Annotated in this window: 12 protein-coding genes; 3 read left to right on the top strand and 9 right to left on the bottom strand. The window is 67.5% G+C overall.

Annotated elements, in window-relative coordinates; translation table 11 throughout:
- Nucleotides 1-129 precede the first annotated feature (129 nt).
- Together ACFV15_RS21635 and ACFV15_RS21630 are read right to left on the bottom strand one after the other, a co-directional pair.
- Nucleotides 130-1299 carry an endonuclease gene (locus tag ACFV15_RS21635; protein WP_378352303.1) on the bottom strand — a complete coding sequence of 390 codons (1170 nt, stop codon included), beginning with the start codon at nucleotides 1297-1299 and terminating at the stop codon, nucleotides 130-132.
- Nucleotides 1300-1364: 65 nt separating this feature from the next.
- Nucleotides 1365-2267, bottom strand: a complete 903-nt coding sequence (locus tag ACFV15_RS21630; RefSeq protein ID WP_378352301.1) for a LysR family transcriptional regulator — start codon at nucleotides 2265-2267, stop codon at nucleotides 1365-1367.
- 70 nt (nucleotides 2268-2337) lie between these two features.
- Between ACFV15_RS21630 and ACFV15_RS21625 the strand changes: the two genes are divergently transcribed.
- Together ACFV15_RS21625 and ACFV15_RS21620 are read left to right on the top strand one after the other, a co-directional pair.
- Nucleotides 2338-2688 carry a YybH family protein gene (locus ACFV15_RS21625; protein ID WP_378352300.1) on the top strand — a complete coding sequence of 117 codons (351 nt, stop codon included), beginning with the start codon at nucleotides 2338-2340 and terminating at the stop codon, nucleotides 2686-2688.
- Nucleotides 2689-2835: 147 nt separating this feature from the next.
- Nucleotides 2836-3369, top strand: a complete 534-nt coding sequence (locus ACFV15_RS21620) for a GNAT family N-acetyltransferase (protein WP_378352299.1) — start codon at nucleotides 2836-2838, stop codon at nucleotides 3367-3369.
- 46 nt (nucleotides 3370-3415) lie between these two features.
- Here the strand turns inward: ACFV15_RS21620 and ACFV15_RS21615 are convergent, their stop codons facing one another.
- The 5 genes from ACFV15_RS21615 to ACFV15_RS21595 all read right to left on the bottom strand — a co-directional run bounded on the left by ACFV15_RS21615 (nucleotide 3416) and on the right by ACFV15_RS21595 (nucleotide 7357).
- On the bottom strand, nucleotides 3416-3787 hold the full coding sequence (locus tag ACFV15_RS21615; RefSeq protein ID WP_378352298.1) for a hypothetical protein: 372 nt from the start codon (nucleotides 3785-3787) through the stop codon (nucleotides 3416-3418).
- Between the two features lie 80 nt (nucleotides 3788-3867).
- A complete protein-coding gene (locus ACFV15_RS21610; protein ID WP_378352296.1) occupies nucleotides 3868-4680 on the bottom strand; it encodes a hypothetical protein in 813 nt (270 codons plus the stop codon).
- Nucleotides 4681-4690: 10 nt separating this feature from the next.
- Complete coding sequence (locus ACFV15_RS21605; RefSeq protein ID WP_378352294.1) at nucleotides 4691-5479, bottom strand: ABC transporter ATP-binding protein; 789 nt, start codon at nucleotides 5477-5479, stop codon at nucleotides 4691-4693.
- 2 nt (nucleotides 5480-5481) lie between these two features.
- Nucleotides 5482-6489: an ABC transporter substrate-binding protein gene (locus ACFV15_RS21600; protein WP_378352292.1), complete on the bottom strand. Its 1008-nt coding sequence runs from the start codon at nucleotides 6487-6489 to the stop codon at nucleotides 5482-5484.
- A gap of 10 nt (nucleotides 6490-6499) precedes the next feature.
- Nucleotides 6500-7357: an ABC transporter permease gene (locus ACFV15_RS21595; RefSeq protein ID WP_378352291.1), complete on the bottom strand. Its 858-nt coding sequence runs from the start codon at nucleotides 7355-7357 to the stop codon at nucleotides 6500-6502.
- Between the two features lie 271 nt (nucleotides 7358-7628).
- On the opposite strand from ACFV15_RS21595, the gene ACFV15_RS21590 reads away from it, so the two are divergent.
- On the top strand, nucleotides 7629-11000 hold the full coding sequence (locus ACFV15_RS21590; RefSeq protein ID WP_378352290.1) for a fibronectin type III domain-containing protein: 3372 nt from the start codon (nucleotides 7629-7631) through the stop codon (nucleotides 10998-11000).
- Nucleotides 11001-11042: 42 nt separating this feature from the next.
- On the opposite strand, the gene ACFV15_RS21585 is transcribed toward ACFV15_RS21590, so the two are convergent.
- Both ACFV15_RS21585 and ACFV15_RS21580 read right to left on the bottom strand, forming a co-directional pair.
- On the bottom strand, nucleotides 11043-12440 hold the full coding sequence (locus tag ACFV15_RS21585) for a carboxylesterase/lipase family protein (RefSeq protein ID WP_378352289.1): 1398 nt from the start codon (nucleotides 12438-12440) through the stop codon (nucleotides 11043-11045).
- A complete protein-coding gene (locus ACFV15_RS21580; RefSeq protein WP_378352288.1) occupies nucleotides 12441-14015 on the bottom strand; it encodes a beta-N-acetylhexosaminidase in 1575 nt (524 codons plus the stop codon).
- Nucleotides 14016-14028: the final 13 nt, after the last annotated feature.

Below are 14028 nucleotides of genomic sequence, written 5' to 3'. Positions count from 1 at the left end.
GGGGGTGGGGGTTGCTTCCCCCCCGCGGGGCCCCCCAGTTTTTATTTTGGGGTTGTGTGCGTCCCACGCGGCCTTACCCCCCCCCCCACCCCCCCACGACCGCACGTCACGTTTGACTTTCCGAGCCTCTTAGCCCCAGAGCGCCGAAACCCACTCCGGGTGGTCGATGAACGGGTTCCGGTTGTGCTGGTACGTATCGAAAATGACCTGGTTGCGCCGCTTCTCGAAGGCGTCGGGCGGGTCCTGCTGGCTCCACTGCTTGAGCACCGAAAGCCTGCCGATGTAAGGCGCGGTCCCGTTGTTGACCGTGTCGTCGACTTCGAGGTCCGCGAAGCCGTCGCCACCGTCGTAGCGCAGCGCCATGTAGAAGATCATCCGCGCGACGTCGCCCTTGACCGCGTTGCGCGGCTCGAAGGAGTCGGCGTCGGTGTAGCTGCCCTGCGCTTCCGAAACGGGGGTGCCGCCCATGTCGAAGTCCTTGTTGCCGCGGTCGGAGTTGACTGTGACGTCTTCGGGGCGCAGGTGGTGCAGGTCGGTGCCGGGGCCGGTCGCGGTGCCGAAGTCGCCGTGCGACTTGGCCCAGACGTGCTCGCGGTTCCAGTCGTTGACGCCGCCGCCGTTGGTGGACTTGCTCTGCGAACGGCCGCTGTACACGAGAATGACGTTGTTCGGGTTCGCCGGGTCCTCGTCGGTCGCCTTGAGCGCGTCCCAGACCTGGTCGTAGCTGAGCTTGGTGTTGGTGCTGATGATCTGGTGCAGCGCCGAACGCAGCGCGGCGCCGGTCTTGCCGAGCGCGTTCTGGTAGTAGCTGTCCGACGGGGCGCTGGTCGTGGTCGTCGGCGGCGCGGTGGTCGTGGTGCTGCCCGGCGGCGTGCCGGTGACCACAGCGAACGCGGTCGGCGAGGTGAGGCCCGCGTGCGAGAAGTACGCGGCGAGCTTGCCGGTCACGTCGAGCTGCTTGCCCATCAGGCCGGGGTTGCTCTGCAAGCCGTACTGGGCGCGGAAACCCGTGGTGATCTGGACGTACAGGATCTTCGACGTGTTCGTCTCGGCCGCGCTGTCGGCGAGCGCGAGCGCGTAGTCGTTCGGGAAGTTCGAGCGGACGACGGTGGTCGTCGCGGTCGGCTGGCCGACGACGTACCCGCGGACGGTGGCGCTCGCCGTGCCCTGCTGCGCGATCGCTTGCGCGACGGTGAGCTGGGTCGCGGCGGTCGCGCTGGTGGTCAGCTGGAGCGTGACGACCACCCCGACCACGGTGGCCACTAGCAGGGACAACGGTTTCCAGCGACGAACCGGCATGAGCGGCTCCCTCTCCCCGTGTGACAGGTCGGGGTGAGATTGCCACAGAAATTCACTCGATAGTGTTAACGATTTGAGGCGATCGAGGAACGAGCGTGTGGCGCGCGGGCGTGCTCGACCAGTGCGCGGGCGGCCGGGCCGCGTGGTCCTTCCGCACGCCAGGCGAGTGCGAGCGTGCCGCGCAGCCCCGGCTCGGTGATCATCATCGAGTGCAGGTCGCGTCGGGTTTCCGCCAGTGACGACGGCAGGATCGCCACCCCGAGCCCGCGCCCGGCGAGATCGGCGAGCACGCCGGGATCGCTGGCCTCGAACGCGATCCGCGGCTCGAACCCCGTGACCGCGGCGGCCTCGTCGAGCGCCGCGCGCATGCCGGTCCCCTTCGGCAAGCAGATGAGCGACCGGTCCCGCAAACCCGTGAGCGGAACGGCCGCGCGGTCCGCGAGCGAGTCACCGCGGCACACGGCGGCCACGATCGGCTCGTCGGTGACGATCGAGGTTTCCAGCCCTGGCACCGATCCGGTGACCGTGCCGATCAGCGCCAGGTCGAGTTCACCGGTCAGCAGCGACGCGACGAGCACGTCGGAATTGGCTTCGGACAAGGTGATCTCGACGGCCGGATGATTCTTGTGGAAGTCGGCGAGCAGGTCTGGCAGATCCGCGGCCCGGCACGAGGTCACCATGCCGACCGCGACCCGGCCGCGCAGCAGTCCAGTCAGTTCGTCGACCGCCTGCTTCGCGCCCTCGACCGCCTCCAGCGCGGCCCGCGCGTACGGCAGCACCGCCGCGCCCGCCTCGGTGAGCGTGACCGTGCGACCGGACCGGTCGAACAACGCCTCCCCCAGCTCCCGTTCGAGGCGGCGGATCTGCGCGCTCACGCCGGGCTGGGCGACGTGCACCTTCTCGGCCGCACGGGTGAAGTTCGCTTCCTCCGCGACGGCGACGAAGTACTCGAGCTGCCGGAGTTCCATAAGCGCTGATTCTAGCAACCAGTCGATCTAGCTCTTGGACTTCTGACTCGGCAAGATCCAGGCTGGAGTCATGAACGGAGCAACGAACCCCGAAGACATCGCCCGCTTGTTCGTCGAGCGCGTCAACGCCCGCGACGCGAAAGCACTCGCCGAGCTGTATGCCGAAGACGCCGTGATGGCGTTCCCTCCCGGCCAGGAGACCGTCGGCCGCGACGCGATCCGCGCGGTGTTCGAGGACCTGGTCGCCGCCGGCCCGAAGTTCGAGTTCGAGGAGCCACTGCCCGCGCTGTACTACGGCGACCTGGCGATGACCTCGACGCGGGCCAAGGACGGCACGGGTGGCCGAGTCCAGGTCGCGCGCCGACGGCCCGACGGGACCTGGGTACGTATTCTCGACCGCCCGGAAGCACCCGTGGGCTAGGCGGGCACCACCCGTGGGAAAGCCCATCGTGTCCACGTCGGCACCGTCCGGATTTCCTTCAGCCTAAGCGGGGATTGACCTGGCGCCAGGACACTGCCGGGAGGCAAGCTGATCGCGTCAGGACCAACAGCACGGTAGGAGACACCGATGACTGTGACCGACAAGCCCCTCTTCGGCGGCAAAGTCAGCCTCCGCCCCGCAGGCGCTTCCGACGCGACCCGGTTCCAGGAAATCCTGGGTCACCCCGAAGTCGCACGGTGGTGGGGCGACGCCGAGGAGGGCGTCGCGGAGCAGGTCGCCTACCTGCTGGACGCCGACGACGACACCACCTGCTTCGCGATCGAGTTCGAGGACCAGGTCGCGGGCATCATCCTGGCCTTCGAGGAGGACGACCCCCAATACCGGCACGCGGGCATCGACATCGCCGTGCACCCGGACTTCCAGGGCCGCGGCCTCGGCGCCGACGCCATCCACACGCTCGCGGCGTTCCTGATCGACCAGCGCGGCCACCACCGCCTGGTGATCGACCCCGCGGCCCACAACGAAGCCGCGATCCGCGTCTACCAGCGCCTCGGGTTCAAGCCTGTCGGCGTGATGCGGCGCTACGAGCGCGGGCCGGACGGGACCTGGCACGACGGGCTGCTGCTCGACCTGTTGCCCGAGGATCTGGTCGCGCTGTAACGGAACGCGGCCGGCCGGTGTGACCCGACCGGCCGCGTCAAGAAGATCAGCTGTAGAAATCGACCGTCTTGCTGGTGACGGTGCCGGTCTCACCCCAGTACGCCGTGATGGTCGCGCGGTACTTCGTGTCCTCGTACGCCGTGGCCAGGCTGCCACAGTGGTTGGCGGGGGTGGTGTTGTTGTCGGACAGGTTCAACGTGGGCCCGACGCCGTTGAGCGGCTTCACCGTGGCCTTGATCCACCTGGCGCCTTCGGAATCAGAGGCGTGGACACAGAACCGGTCCCCGCCGTCATCGTATTGAGCTCTGCCACCCTGCGTGTCGACGATAATGGAGTTCGCGAACGCCGCCTCGGTCACCAGCAGGCTGACTGCCGAGACTCCCAGTGCGACAAAAGCCGCTTTGGCCGTGATCTTCATGGTCCTCCGTCGGTCGGAACTATCGAACGACCAACACACGCGACAGCGGCCTCGGCGGGTTGGCCGCCGAAGATGAACTGTCAATGAACCTCAGGCTTTATCCGAGTGATGCGGTCGAGGTCGTCGCGAAGCAGGTCGTCGTAGTCGATCGCGAAGTCCCCGTTGGGCAACGGTTCCCCGGCGTCGACCCTGATCCCGACCACGCGGTCCGGCAGGAACGCGCGCAGCTTGTGACGCATGCCGTCCTCGTAACGGACCGGTTGCCCCCAGTCCTCGGCATCGTCGGTGCCGAAGACCAGGTAGTGGTCCGACAACACCGATGTGTCCAGATCCGGCACGCCACCGGTGTGACAATCCAGCGCCGGCAACACGATCCGGTCAGGGTCAGCAGGCCGGTACCACATCAGCAGTGGCTTGGCGCGGTGCGCTTCGGCGTTGTCGAAGCAGCAGAGCGCGATCGACCGGCCGGGGAACGAGTCCGCGTAGAACTCGAGCAGCTCCGGCTTGACCGTCGGACGCTTGTGCGGAGCGACCTGGCTTAGCGCATCGGAAACGCGCAGCGGGTTCTCGGCGAGGACGACCGTGTAGATGTCGTGCTCGAACACCGTCACCTCGTCGGCGTCCATCCAAGCCATGCCGGCGGCAGCGGCGACCGGGTAAGTCGCCCGCGCCATCCGCTCCAGGACGTCGTCGTGTCGCCCGACCGGGATGAACTGCTCACGCCGCATGCCCGAGGTGGCCAGGTGCACCAGCATCGCGTTGGGGCCGACGGCCAGGTTCTCCGCGGTGTTCTGGTAGCCGAGCACCTCGATGCGCCCGTGCTCCGGGTGACGACAGCGCCCGCCGTACAGGGTCGTCCCGCTGAACTCGGCCACGTCGCTCGAAACGCACATGGCGCGAAGGCTAGTCGCCCTCCGATGCCGCGCCGAGCAGTTTCCGGATGCGCGCCGTCACCCGCGCGAACTCCGGCTCCGAGACCGTCTGCACATAGTCCCGCTCAGCGGGCAGCTCCACCGGGATGATCTCCTCGATCGTGCCAGGCCGCGCGGTCATCACGACCACCCGGTTCGCCAGGTACACAGCCTCCGCGATCGAGTGCGTCACCAGCAGGACCGTCGTCCCCGTCTCCGCCCAGATGCGCCGCAGCTCGACGTTCATGTGCTCGCGCGTCAACGCGTCCAGCGCGCCGAACGGCTCGTCCATGAGCAGGACCGGCGGCTTGTGCAGCAAGGCACGGCACAGTGCCACGCGTTGCTGCATGCCGCCGGACAGCTCGTGCGGGTACGCGTCCTCGAAGCCGGAAAGCCCGGTCATCTCGATCAGCTCGTCCGTGCGGCGCCGAGCCTCCGCGGCGGGCAAGCGACGCATTTCCGCCTGCAGCAGGATGTTCTTGCGCGCCGAGCGCCACTCCAGCAAGGCCGCGCGCTGGAACACGTACCCGATGTCGCGGCGCGGGCCTTCGACCGGCGAGCCCAGCAGCGACACCGTCCCGGTCGATGGCCGCAGCAGCCCGGAAACCAGCTTCAGCAGTGTCGACTTGCCGCAGCCGGACGGCCCGACGATCGACACGAACTCGCCTGGCTGCACCGAAAGCGAGACATCGCGCAGCGCGGTGACCTCGGTTCGCTTGGTACGGAAGGAAACCCCGACATCCGCCAGCGCCACCAGTTCCGCGACGCGGCTCGCCGTCATGCTCATCCCTTCACCGCGAAACTGGCGTCCCAGTACTTCGACGGGGCCTCCGCGGTCTTGATCAGGCCGGCGTCCGCGAACACCGTGATCGTCTTCTTCCAGTCCGACTCGTCGTTGACGCCCGGCGGCATCGACTTCGTCGCGTCGGTGTGCAGCAACGCGATGGTGGCGGTGAACTGGTCCGTCAGCACCTTCGCCGACGGCAACTGCTCGGACGCGCCTGCCATGGCCTCGACCGCGCCCGGCACGTCACCGCTCGCCGCCGTCCATGCCTCGGTGGTCGCGGCGACCATGCGGCGCACCAGGTCCTTGCGGTCGGCGATCGTCTTGTCCTGCGCGACCAGGCCGTTGCTGAAGTAGCTCAGCCCGAAATCGGCGTACTTCAGCGAGGACACCGGTTTACCCGCCTTCTCGGCGATCGTCGGGCCCTGGTCGGTGGCGTAGCCGAGCAGCGCGTCGGTCTTGCTCGCCAGCACCGCGGCGATCTTGCCTGCCGCGTCGGTGTTCTGGATGACGACGTCGCTCTCGCTCATCCCGTTGGCCTTCAAGAAGATCGGGAACGTCTTCGTCAGCGCGTCGCCGGCGGTGGACGCGATGGTCTTGCCCTTGAGGTCGGCGGGCTTGGTGATGTTCTTGTCCGCGAAGAACTGCACCGAGGACGGCGTCTTCTGCAGGAACACCCCGACGCTCTTCACCGGCATGCCCTGCCCGACCCCGCCGAGCAGCGCGGACGTGTCCGCCCAGCCGAAGTCGGTCTGCCCGCCTCCCGTCACCTGCACGGTCTTCTGCGAGCCCTGGCCTGCCTGGATGTTCAGGTCGATCTTGTGCTTGGCGAAGATGCCCTTCTTCTTGCCGTAGTAGAAGGGCGCGTGCTCGCCGTACGGGTACCAGTTCAGCGTGAGGGTGACCTTGTCGAGCCCGTCACCGGCGGGCTCCTTCGAAGGTTCGACCGAGGGCGCGCAGGCGGCGGTCAGCGCGAGCAGTGCGACGACGAGCAAGCGGAGCTTCATCGGCTTCCCTTCAGATGGTGGCGGCGACGGCGCTGTCGGCCCGGCGGCTCACGTGCCACGGCAGCACGAGGTGCTCGAGCACCTCCACCAGCACGAACAGCACGACGCCGAGCAGCGACATGATGAACAGCCCGGCGAACAGCACGGGCGTGTCCAGGTTTCCGTTGGCCTGCAGGATGACGTAGCCGAGCCCGGCGTTGGCGCCGACGAACTCGCCGACCACCGCGCCGGTGACGGCGAGCGTGGCGGCGATCTTCAGCCCGGAGAACAAATACGGCAGCGAGGCGGGGAACCGGATCTTCCGGAAGGTCTGGCCACGGCCCGCCCCCATGGTGGCCGAGAGCTGCAGCATCTCCGGGTCGATCGACTTGAGCCCGGTGACCATCGAGATCACCACCGGGAAGAACGCCATCAGCACGGCGACGAAGATCTTCGGCGTGAGCCCGAACCCCAGCCAGACGACGAACAGCGGCGCGATCGCGATCTTCGGGATGACCTGTGCGAACAGCAGCAGCGGGTAGACCGTCTTCTCGACGGCGGGCGAGGAGACCATCAGCACCGCCGCGAGCACCCCGACCACGATCGCGATCCCGAACCCCAGCACGGTCTCGTAGGTGGTCACCCAGGTGTGGAAGCCGAAGTAGCCGGGCTTGTCGAGGATGACACGCAGCGTGTCGCCCGGTGACGGAACGAGATAGGACTTGACCAGTCCGGCCGCCGTGACCACCCACCAGAGCACGAAACAGGCCACCAGCAGCGCCACCGGAGGCCAGCTCCGCTTGACGAACGCGCCGAACCGGCCCAGCTGCCCGGCTCGCGAGGGCGTGGCGGACTTCCGCCTGGTCAGATCGTCGATTCGGGCGACCATCGCGCTCCGTTTCTTCTCATGCCACGGTGCCGAGAAAGCGCTTTCAGCGCCACCCTAGACACTGCGAAACGGACTGGTCAAGCACGACGCGTCGCGGCTCGTCCCACTCAGAGGGAACCCGGCGGAGCGAGCGCGACCCCATGCGATCGGCCGCATGTCAACCATTGTCTGACCTCCTGCCGGGGTCTAGCATCAACCAATTGTTAGGGAACTTTCCTAACAATAACCTCCCATGTTTCCCCCGCCGCCGTGTGCCTGAGGAGGCGCGCTCGTGAAGTTCCGGCAGAGATTCTCCCGAACCCCGATCCGGTTGCTGGCGGTGACGACACTCGTCACCGCCGTCTGCGGCGTCGCCGCCGTGCCGTCCGCCACCGGCCAGCCGGCCCCGGCCACACTGGCCGTGTCCGCCGACGCGGGAACCGCGACCCCCATCCCCGGCTACCTCATCCAGTCCTCTTCCAAGGTCAGCGATGACTCTTCGGTGACCAAGCCCGGTTTCCCGACGAGCGGCTGGGTACCGGTGTCGTCCCGCTCGACGGTCTACGCGGGCCTGCTCGCCAACGGCAAGTACCCGGACCCGTTCTATTCGACCAACATGAAGAACGTCAACAAGGCGGACTTCTCGGTGCCGTGGTGGTACCGGGCCGATCTGAACGTGGACTCGACCGACAAGCGCACCTACCTCGACTTCTCGGGTGTGCTGTCCAGGGCGGACGTCTGGGTCAACGGCACCAAGGTGGCGGACTCGGCTCAGGTCAGGGGCGCCTACACCCGCCACGACCTCGACATCACCGCGCAGGTGAAGGCCGGATCGAACGCGATCGCGCTGAAGATCTACCCCAACAACCCGAACGCCGACCTGACCATGGGCTGGATCGACTGGGCGCAGACCCCGCCGGACCAGAACATGGGCATCGTGCGTGACCTGCTGGTCCGCCGCAGCGGCCCGGTCGCGCTGCGCGGCGCGCACGTCAACACCAAGCTGGCCACGGACCTCGGGCACGCGGACCTGACCGCCAAGGTCGACGTCCGCAACGACTCGAGCGCCGCGGTCACCGCCACGGTGTCCGGCACCGTCGCCGGTGTCGCCATCAGCCAGAACGTCTCCTTGGCCGCCAAGGAGAAGAAGACCGTCACGTTCGGCTCGGTCGGCATCGACAACCCGGACGTCTGGTGGCCCGCGGGCATGGGCGGCCAGCACCTGTACGACCTGAAGCTGACCGCGAGCGTCGCGGGCGCGGCCTCGGACGTCGCGTCCGACCGGTTCGGCGTCAGGGACATCAAGGCCCCGATCAAGGACAAGGGCCGGTTGTACACGATCAACTTCCGCCCGCTGCTCATCCTCGGCGGCGGCTACTCGCCGGACCTGTTCCTGCGCTGGGACCCGGTCGCGGCCAAGGACCGGCTCGCCTACGTGCTCAACATGGGGATGAACACGGTCCGCCTGGAAGGCCACATCGAGCCGGACGAGTTCTTCGACATGGCCGACGAGATGGGCGTGCTGACCATGCCCGGCTGGGAATGCTGTGACAAGTGGGAAGGCGGCAGCGGCGGCGAGAACGGCCAGCCGTGGACCGCGGCCGACCACGTGACCGCGAAGCTGTCGATGACCGGCGAGGCCGAGCGCCTGCGCAACAACCCCAGTGTCATCTCCTTCCACATCGGCAGTGACTTCGCGCCGAACGGCACCATCGAGAAGGAGTACCTGGACGCGATCAACGCGGCCGACTTCGCCGTCCCGGTGATCCCGGCTGCCTCGGCGAAGTCCTCGCCGCAGCTGGGCAGCTCCGGCATGAAGATGAACGGCCCGTACGACTACGTGCCGCCGGTGTACTGGTACGACAAGGCGCACTCCAACAGCGGTGGCGCCTGGGGCTTCAACTCCGAAACCAGCGCGGGCGTCGACATCCCGACGATGGACACGCTGAACCGGATGATGTCGGCGAGCGAGCTCGACACCATGTGGAAGAGTCCGTCGACGGCGCAGTACCACCGTTCGCAGTCCGCCACCTTCTCCAACCTGAAGCTGTTCGGCAACGCGCTCAACGCCCGCTACGGCAACTCGTCGAGCCTGCAGGAATGGGTGAAGAAGGCGCAGCTGGCGCAGTACGAGAACATCCGCGCCGAGTACGAGTCGCACGCGCGGAACTTCACCGACTCGTCGAACCCCTCGACGGGCCTGATCTACTGGATGCTCAACAGCGGCTGGACCTCGCTGCACTGGCAGCTGTTCGACCGCTACATGGACCAGGGCGGCAGCTACTACGGCGCCAAGAAGGCCAACGAGCCGGTCCACATCCAGTACTCGTACGACACCAAGTCGGTCGTGGTGATCAACAAGAACCACGGCACCGCGAGCGGGCTCACCGCTTCGGTCAAGCTGTACAACACCGACGGCACCGAGAAGTTCAGCCAGACGGCGAACGTTTCGGTACCCGGTGACGGCGGCAAGGCCACCGCGCTGACCATCCCGTCGGTCAGCGGCCTGTCCACCACGTACCTGGCGAAGCTGGTGCTCTCGGACTCGTCGGGCAAGGAGGTCAGCCGTAACGTCTACTGGCTGTCTTCCGGAACGCAGGACGCGCTCAACTGGGGCGGCACCGACTGGTACTACACGCCGATGTCGTCGTCGGCGAACCTGACCGGATTGAGCTCGCTGGCGCAGACCTCGGTCAGCGCGAACGCGAGCTCGACCACCTCGGGCGACACGACCACCACCACGGTCACCTTGAAGAACACCGGCACCGGTAAGACGCCGGCGTTCTACCTGGACGCCCACGTGGTCGTGGGCAGCACCCCGGTGCTGCCGATCCAGTGGAACGACAACGCGGTCAGCCTGTGGCCCGGCGAGCAGACCACGCTCACCGCCACGTACCGCACGTCCGACCTCAAGGGCGGATCCCCGTCCGTGCGCGTCACCGGCTACAACACCGCCACGCAGACGGTTCCGGCCGGTGGCGGCGGCGGCGGTGGCGACCAGCAGGCGCCGACGGTGCCCGCCGGTCTGCAGAGCACCGGCGTGACGTCCTCCAGCGTCGCGCTGGCGTGGAACGCCTCGACGGACAACGTGGGCGTCACCGGGTACGACATCTCCGTGAACGGCGCGGACGCGGGCAGCACCTCTGGCACGACGTTCATCGCCAACGGTCTCGCGGCCAACACCGAGTACAGCTTCAAGGTGCGTGCGAAGGACGCGGCCGGCAACGTGTCCGCGTACAGCGCGGAGATCAAGGCGAAGACCAGCACGGGTGGTGACCCCGGCACGCCGGTGGACTACCAGGCCGAGGACGCGACGATCGTGAACGGCGTCGTCGAGTCGAACCACGCCGGGTTCACCGGCACCGGGTTCGTCAACTACGACAACGCGGTCGGCAGCTCGGTCGAGTGGACGGTCAACGCCGCGGCTGCGGGCACCGCGAACGTGGTGTTCCGGTTCGCGAACGGGACCACGACCAACCGGCCGATGGACATCTCGGTCAACGGCACGGTGGTGTCCCCCGGGGTCTCGTTCCCCGGCACCGGCGCGTGGCCGACCTGGGTGACCAAGACGGTCACGGTCCAGCTCAACGCGGGCGTCAACAAGATCAAGGCGGTGGCCACCACAGCCAATGGTGGCCCCAACGTGGACAAGATCACGGCGTAAGTGCTCGTGAGTGGTATGGCCGGTTAGAACCGGCCATACCACTCACGACCCCAACGCCCAGGCGAGCCGCTGTTCCCGGTCCGGATCGTCCACAGTGGACGTCACGTCGTCGAAAAGGCGCGTGGTGCGGGATTCCGGGGTGTACGCGGGCCAGCCGGGGTTCCCGCTCGCGACGAAGCGGACCCAGGCGGAGTGCATCTCCGTGGCGACGGCCTGCAGCCGTTCCCAGTCGGGTTTCCTGGCCCCGAAGAGGTAACGCCAGTTCACGTTCCGGATGTCGTCGAACATCAACGCCAGGTCGAGCCCGTGCGGCGCGCCCATCCCCTTGCCGAACGGCGTGATCCGCCAGTCCAGCCGGTACATCCACACGGGACGGTCCTGCGACTCGGCGAACCGGATCGCCGGGATCCACCAGTCCCCCGCGGTGAAAGCGTGCCTCTCGGCGAGTTCGGCGGGCCACTCGGGCAGCAGCTCCCGATATGCGGCGGCCGCTTTGGCCAGTTCCTCGGGATTCAGCACGGTCGAGCCGCTCCCGAGCAGCCGAGCGCCGCCTCTGGTCAGCATGTGGAACAGGTCCTGCTCGTCATGGGTGGTCCCGATCAGCACCGGGACCCGTGACTTCACCTCACCGGGACGCCGGGGAAGCACGGTCCCGTCGACGACCACCCGGTAGGTCACCATGGTGCCGGACGCGAGCCCGACCCGTTGCTGTGCCGCGACAATCTCCCCGGCTGGCAGCTCGCGCAGATCGCCACCGGCCTCGGCCTGGACGGCGTCCGCGACCTTCGTCGCCTCATCCGGAGTGTCCACAACGGACCCGACACCGGTGCCGCTCTGGATGATCGCCTGCCGGAACAGCCCATCGGCGGCGGGCACCGCGAGCAGCGTCCCGACCGTCCGCCCACCGTTCGACTGCCCGCCGAGCGTGACCCTGGCTGGATCGCCCCCGAACGCGGAAACGTTGTCCCGCACCCACTCCAGCGCCTTGACCTGGTCCAACGTGGACACATTCACGTCCGCGACATCCGGCCGGTAGAGCATCCCCAGCACCCCGAGCCGGTACGCGATGGTCACCACGACCACCCCGTTACCCGCGAACGCGCTCCCGTCGAACTGATTCGGCGAGCCCATCACCCCGCCACCGCCGTGAATCCACACCAGCACGGGATAAGGACCAGGCGCCGCGGGCGCGTAGACGTTCAGGTAGAGGCAGTCTTCACCGCCGACGAGCCCCTTCCCGGCGAGCGCGGGCTGCAAAGCCATGGGCGGCAACTCGAGCGCCTCACGAACCCCTGTCCACGGCGTGACCGCTTGCGGGGCACGAAAACGCAACTCGCCGACGGGCGGTGCGGCATACGGCAGGCCCAGGAAGAGCTGGACACCATCGCGTTCCGCCCCACGGACGATCCCGTCGGCGAGCTGTCGATCAACAAACGTCACTTACGATCCTGACGGCCAGGTCACCTGAGGCGACTTGTAGTACTTGATACCCAGCAGCTTCCACAATGGACCCTGCTGCGCGAGCCGCTTGCTGAACGCGGTCCAGTTGTGCGTGCTCTGCGGCGACCAGCCCAGCTCGGCGAGCCCGACCAGCCGGGGGAACGTCATGACCTCGATGTCACCCATGGTCTTGATCGTCTCGGTCCACAGTGGACCTTCGACACCCGCGACGGCCGACTCCCCGACTCCGCTCAGATAAGCGCCGGGGTTCCAGTCGTAGGCCTTCTTGACCTCGATCGTCCCCGCCCAGTCCTGACCGGGCGAGGTGCTGCTTGTGTACTTCATGTCCAGGTACGCGCGGTTCGCGGGCGACATCAGCACCTTGGTGCCGTTGTTCTTGACCGCGTTGGCCACAGCGGTGTTGCTGGTGTTCGTGTCCCAGAACTGCGCCACCGCACCCGCGACCGGCGTCGCGTTCGCGATCTCGTGCCATCCGATCGGCTTCTTGCCGTGCTTGACCACGATCTGCTGCACCCGGTTGATGAAGGACTTGTAGTCGGCGGGCTGCGTCGACTTCGCCTCATCACCGCCGATGTGCAGGTAAGGACCAGGTGTCAGCGCCGCGAGCTGCCCGAGCACGGCGTCCAGGAAGGTGTAGGTGATCGCCTTCGAGGTGCACAGCGAGCTGAACCCGACATCGGTGCCCGTGTACAACGGCCGAGCCTTGCCATCGCAGTTCAGCTCCGCGTACGACGCCAGCGCGGCATTGGTGTGCCCGGGCATGTCGATCTCGGGCACGACGGTGATGTACTTCGACTGCGCATAGGCGACAATGTCGGCATAGTCGGCCTGCGTGTAGTACCCGCCGGCGCCGCCCCCGACCTGCGTGCTGCCGCCATAGGTGGCAAGCCGTTCCCAGCCGTTGATCATGATCCGCCAGCCCTGGTCATCGGCCAGGTGCAGGTGGAAGTAGTTCAGCTTGTACCGGGCGATCTCATCGATGAACCGCTTCACCTGGGCAACGGTGAAGAAATGCCGCGCCACATCGAGCATCGCACTCCGATACCCGAACCGCGGCTGGTCGACCACCTTCCCACCGGTCAGCTTCCACGGCCCGGCGGTCACAGTGCTCCCCTGCGCCTGCGGCGGGAAGAGCTGCAGCAACGTCTGCGCACCGGCGAACAACCCGGCCGCCTTGTTCGCCCGGACGGTCACCCCGTTCGCCGTCACCTCGAGCTGATAACCCTGGTCCCCCACGCTCGCGGGAGCCCCGGACAGCAACAGCTGGATGCCATCGGCGGCGGGCGGGGTGTGCACCGGGATGGCGTACCCGGTCGACTTCCGCAACGTCACGGCCAGCTGGTCACCGATGCCCTGCACATCGGTCGAGATCGCGACACCCGACGGCAGCGTGTAGGTCACCCCACTGGTCTGGACCGCACTGGCGGGCGCCGGGACGATGCTGCTGAACGGAACCGGGCCGGGAGCCGCTGCTGCCATGCTCCCGGAGCCTAACGGCACCGAGGTGGCCAGCAGCAGCGCAGCGAGCACGAGCCGCACTCTGGACGAGCTCATAAGGATCCTCCAT

Origin of the sequence: Amycolatopsis sp. NPDC059657 (genome assembly GCF_042734395.1) — a bacterium.
Classification (GTDB): domain Bacteria; phylum Actinomycetota; class Actinomycetes; order Mycobacteriales; family Pseudonocardiaceae; genus Amycolatopsis.
The sequence above is the reverse complement of the archived record's forward strand: the minus strand, read 5'-3'. Positions and strand labels throughout refer to the sequence as shown.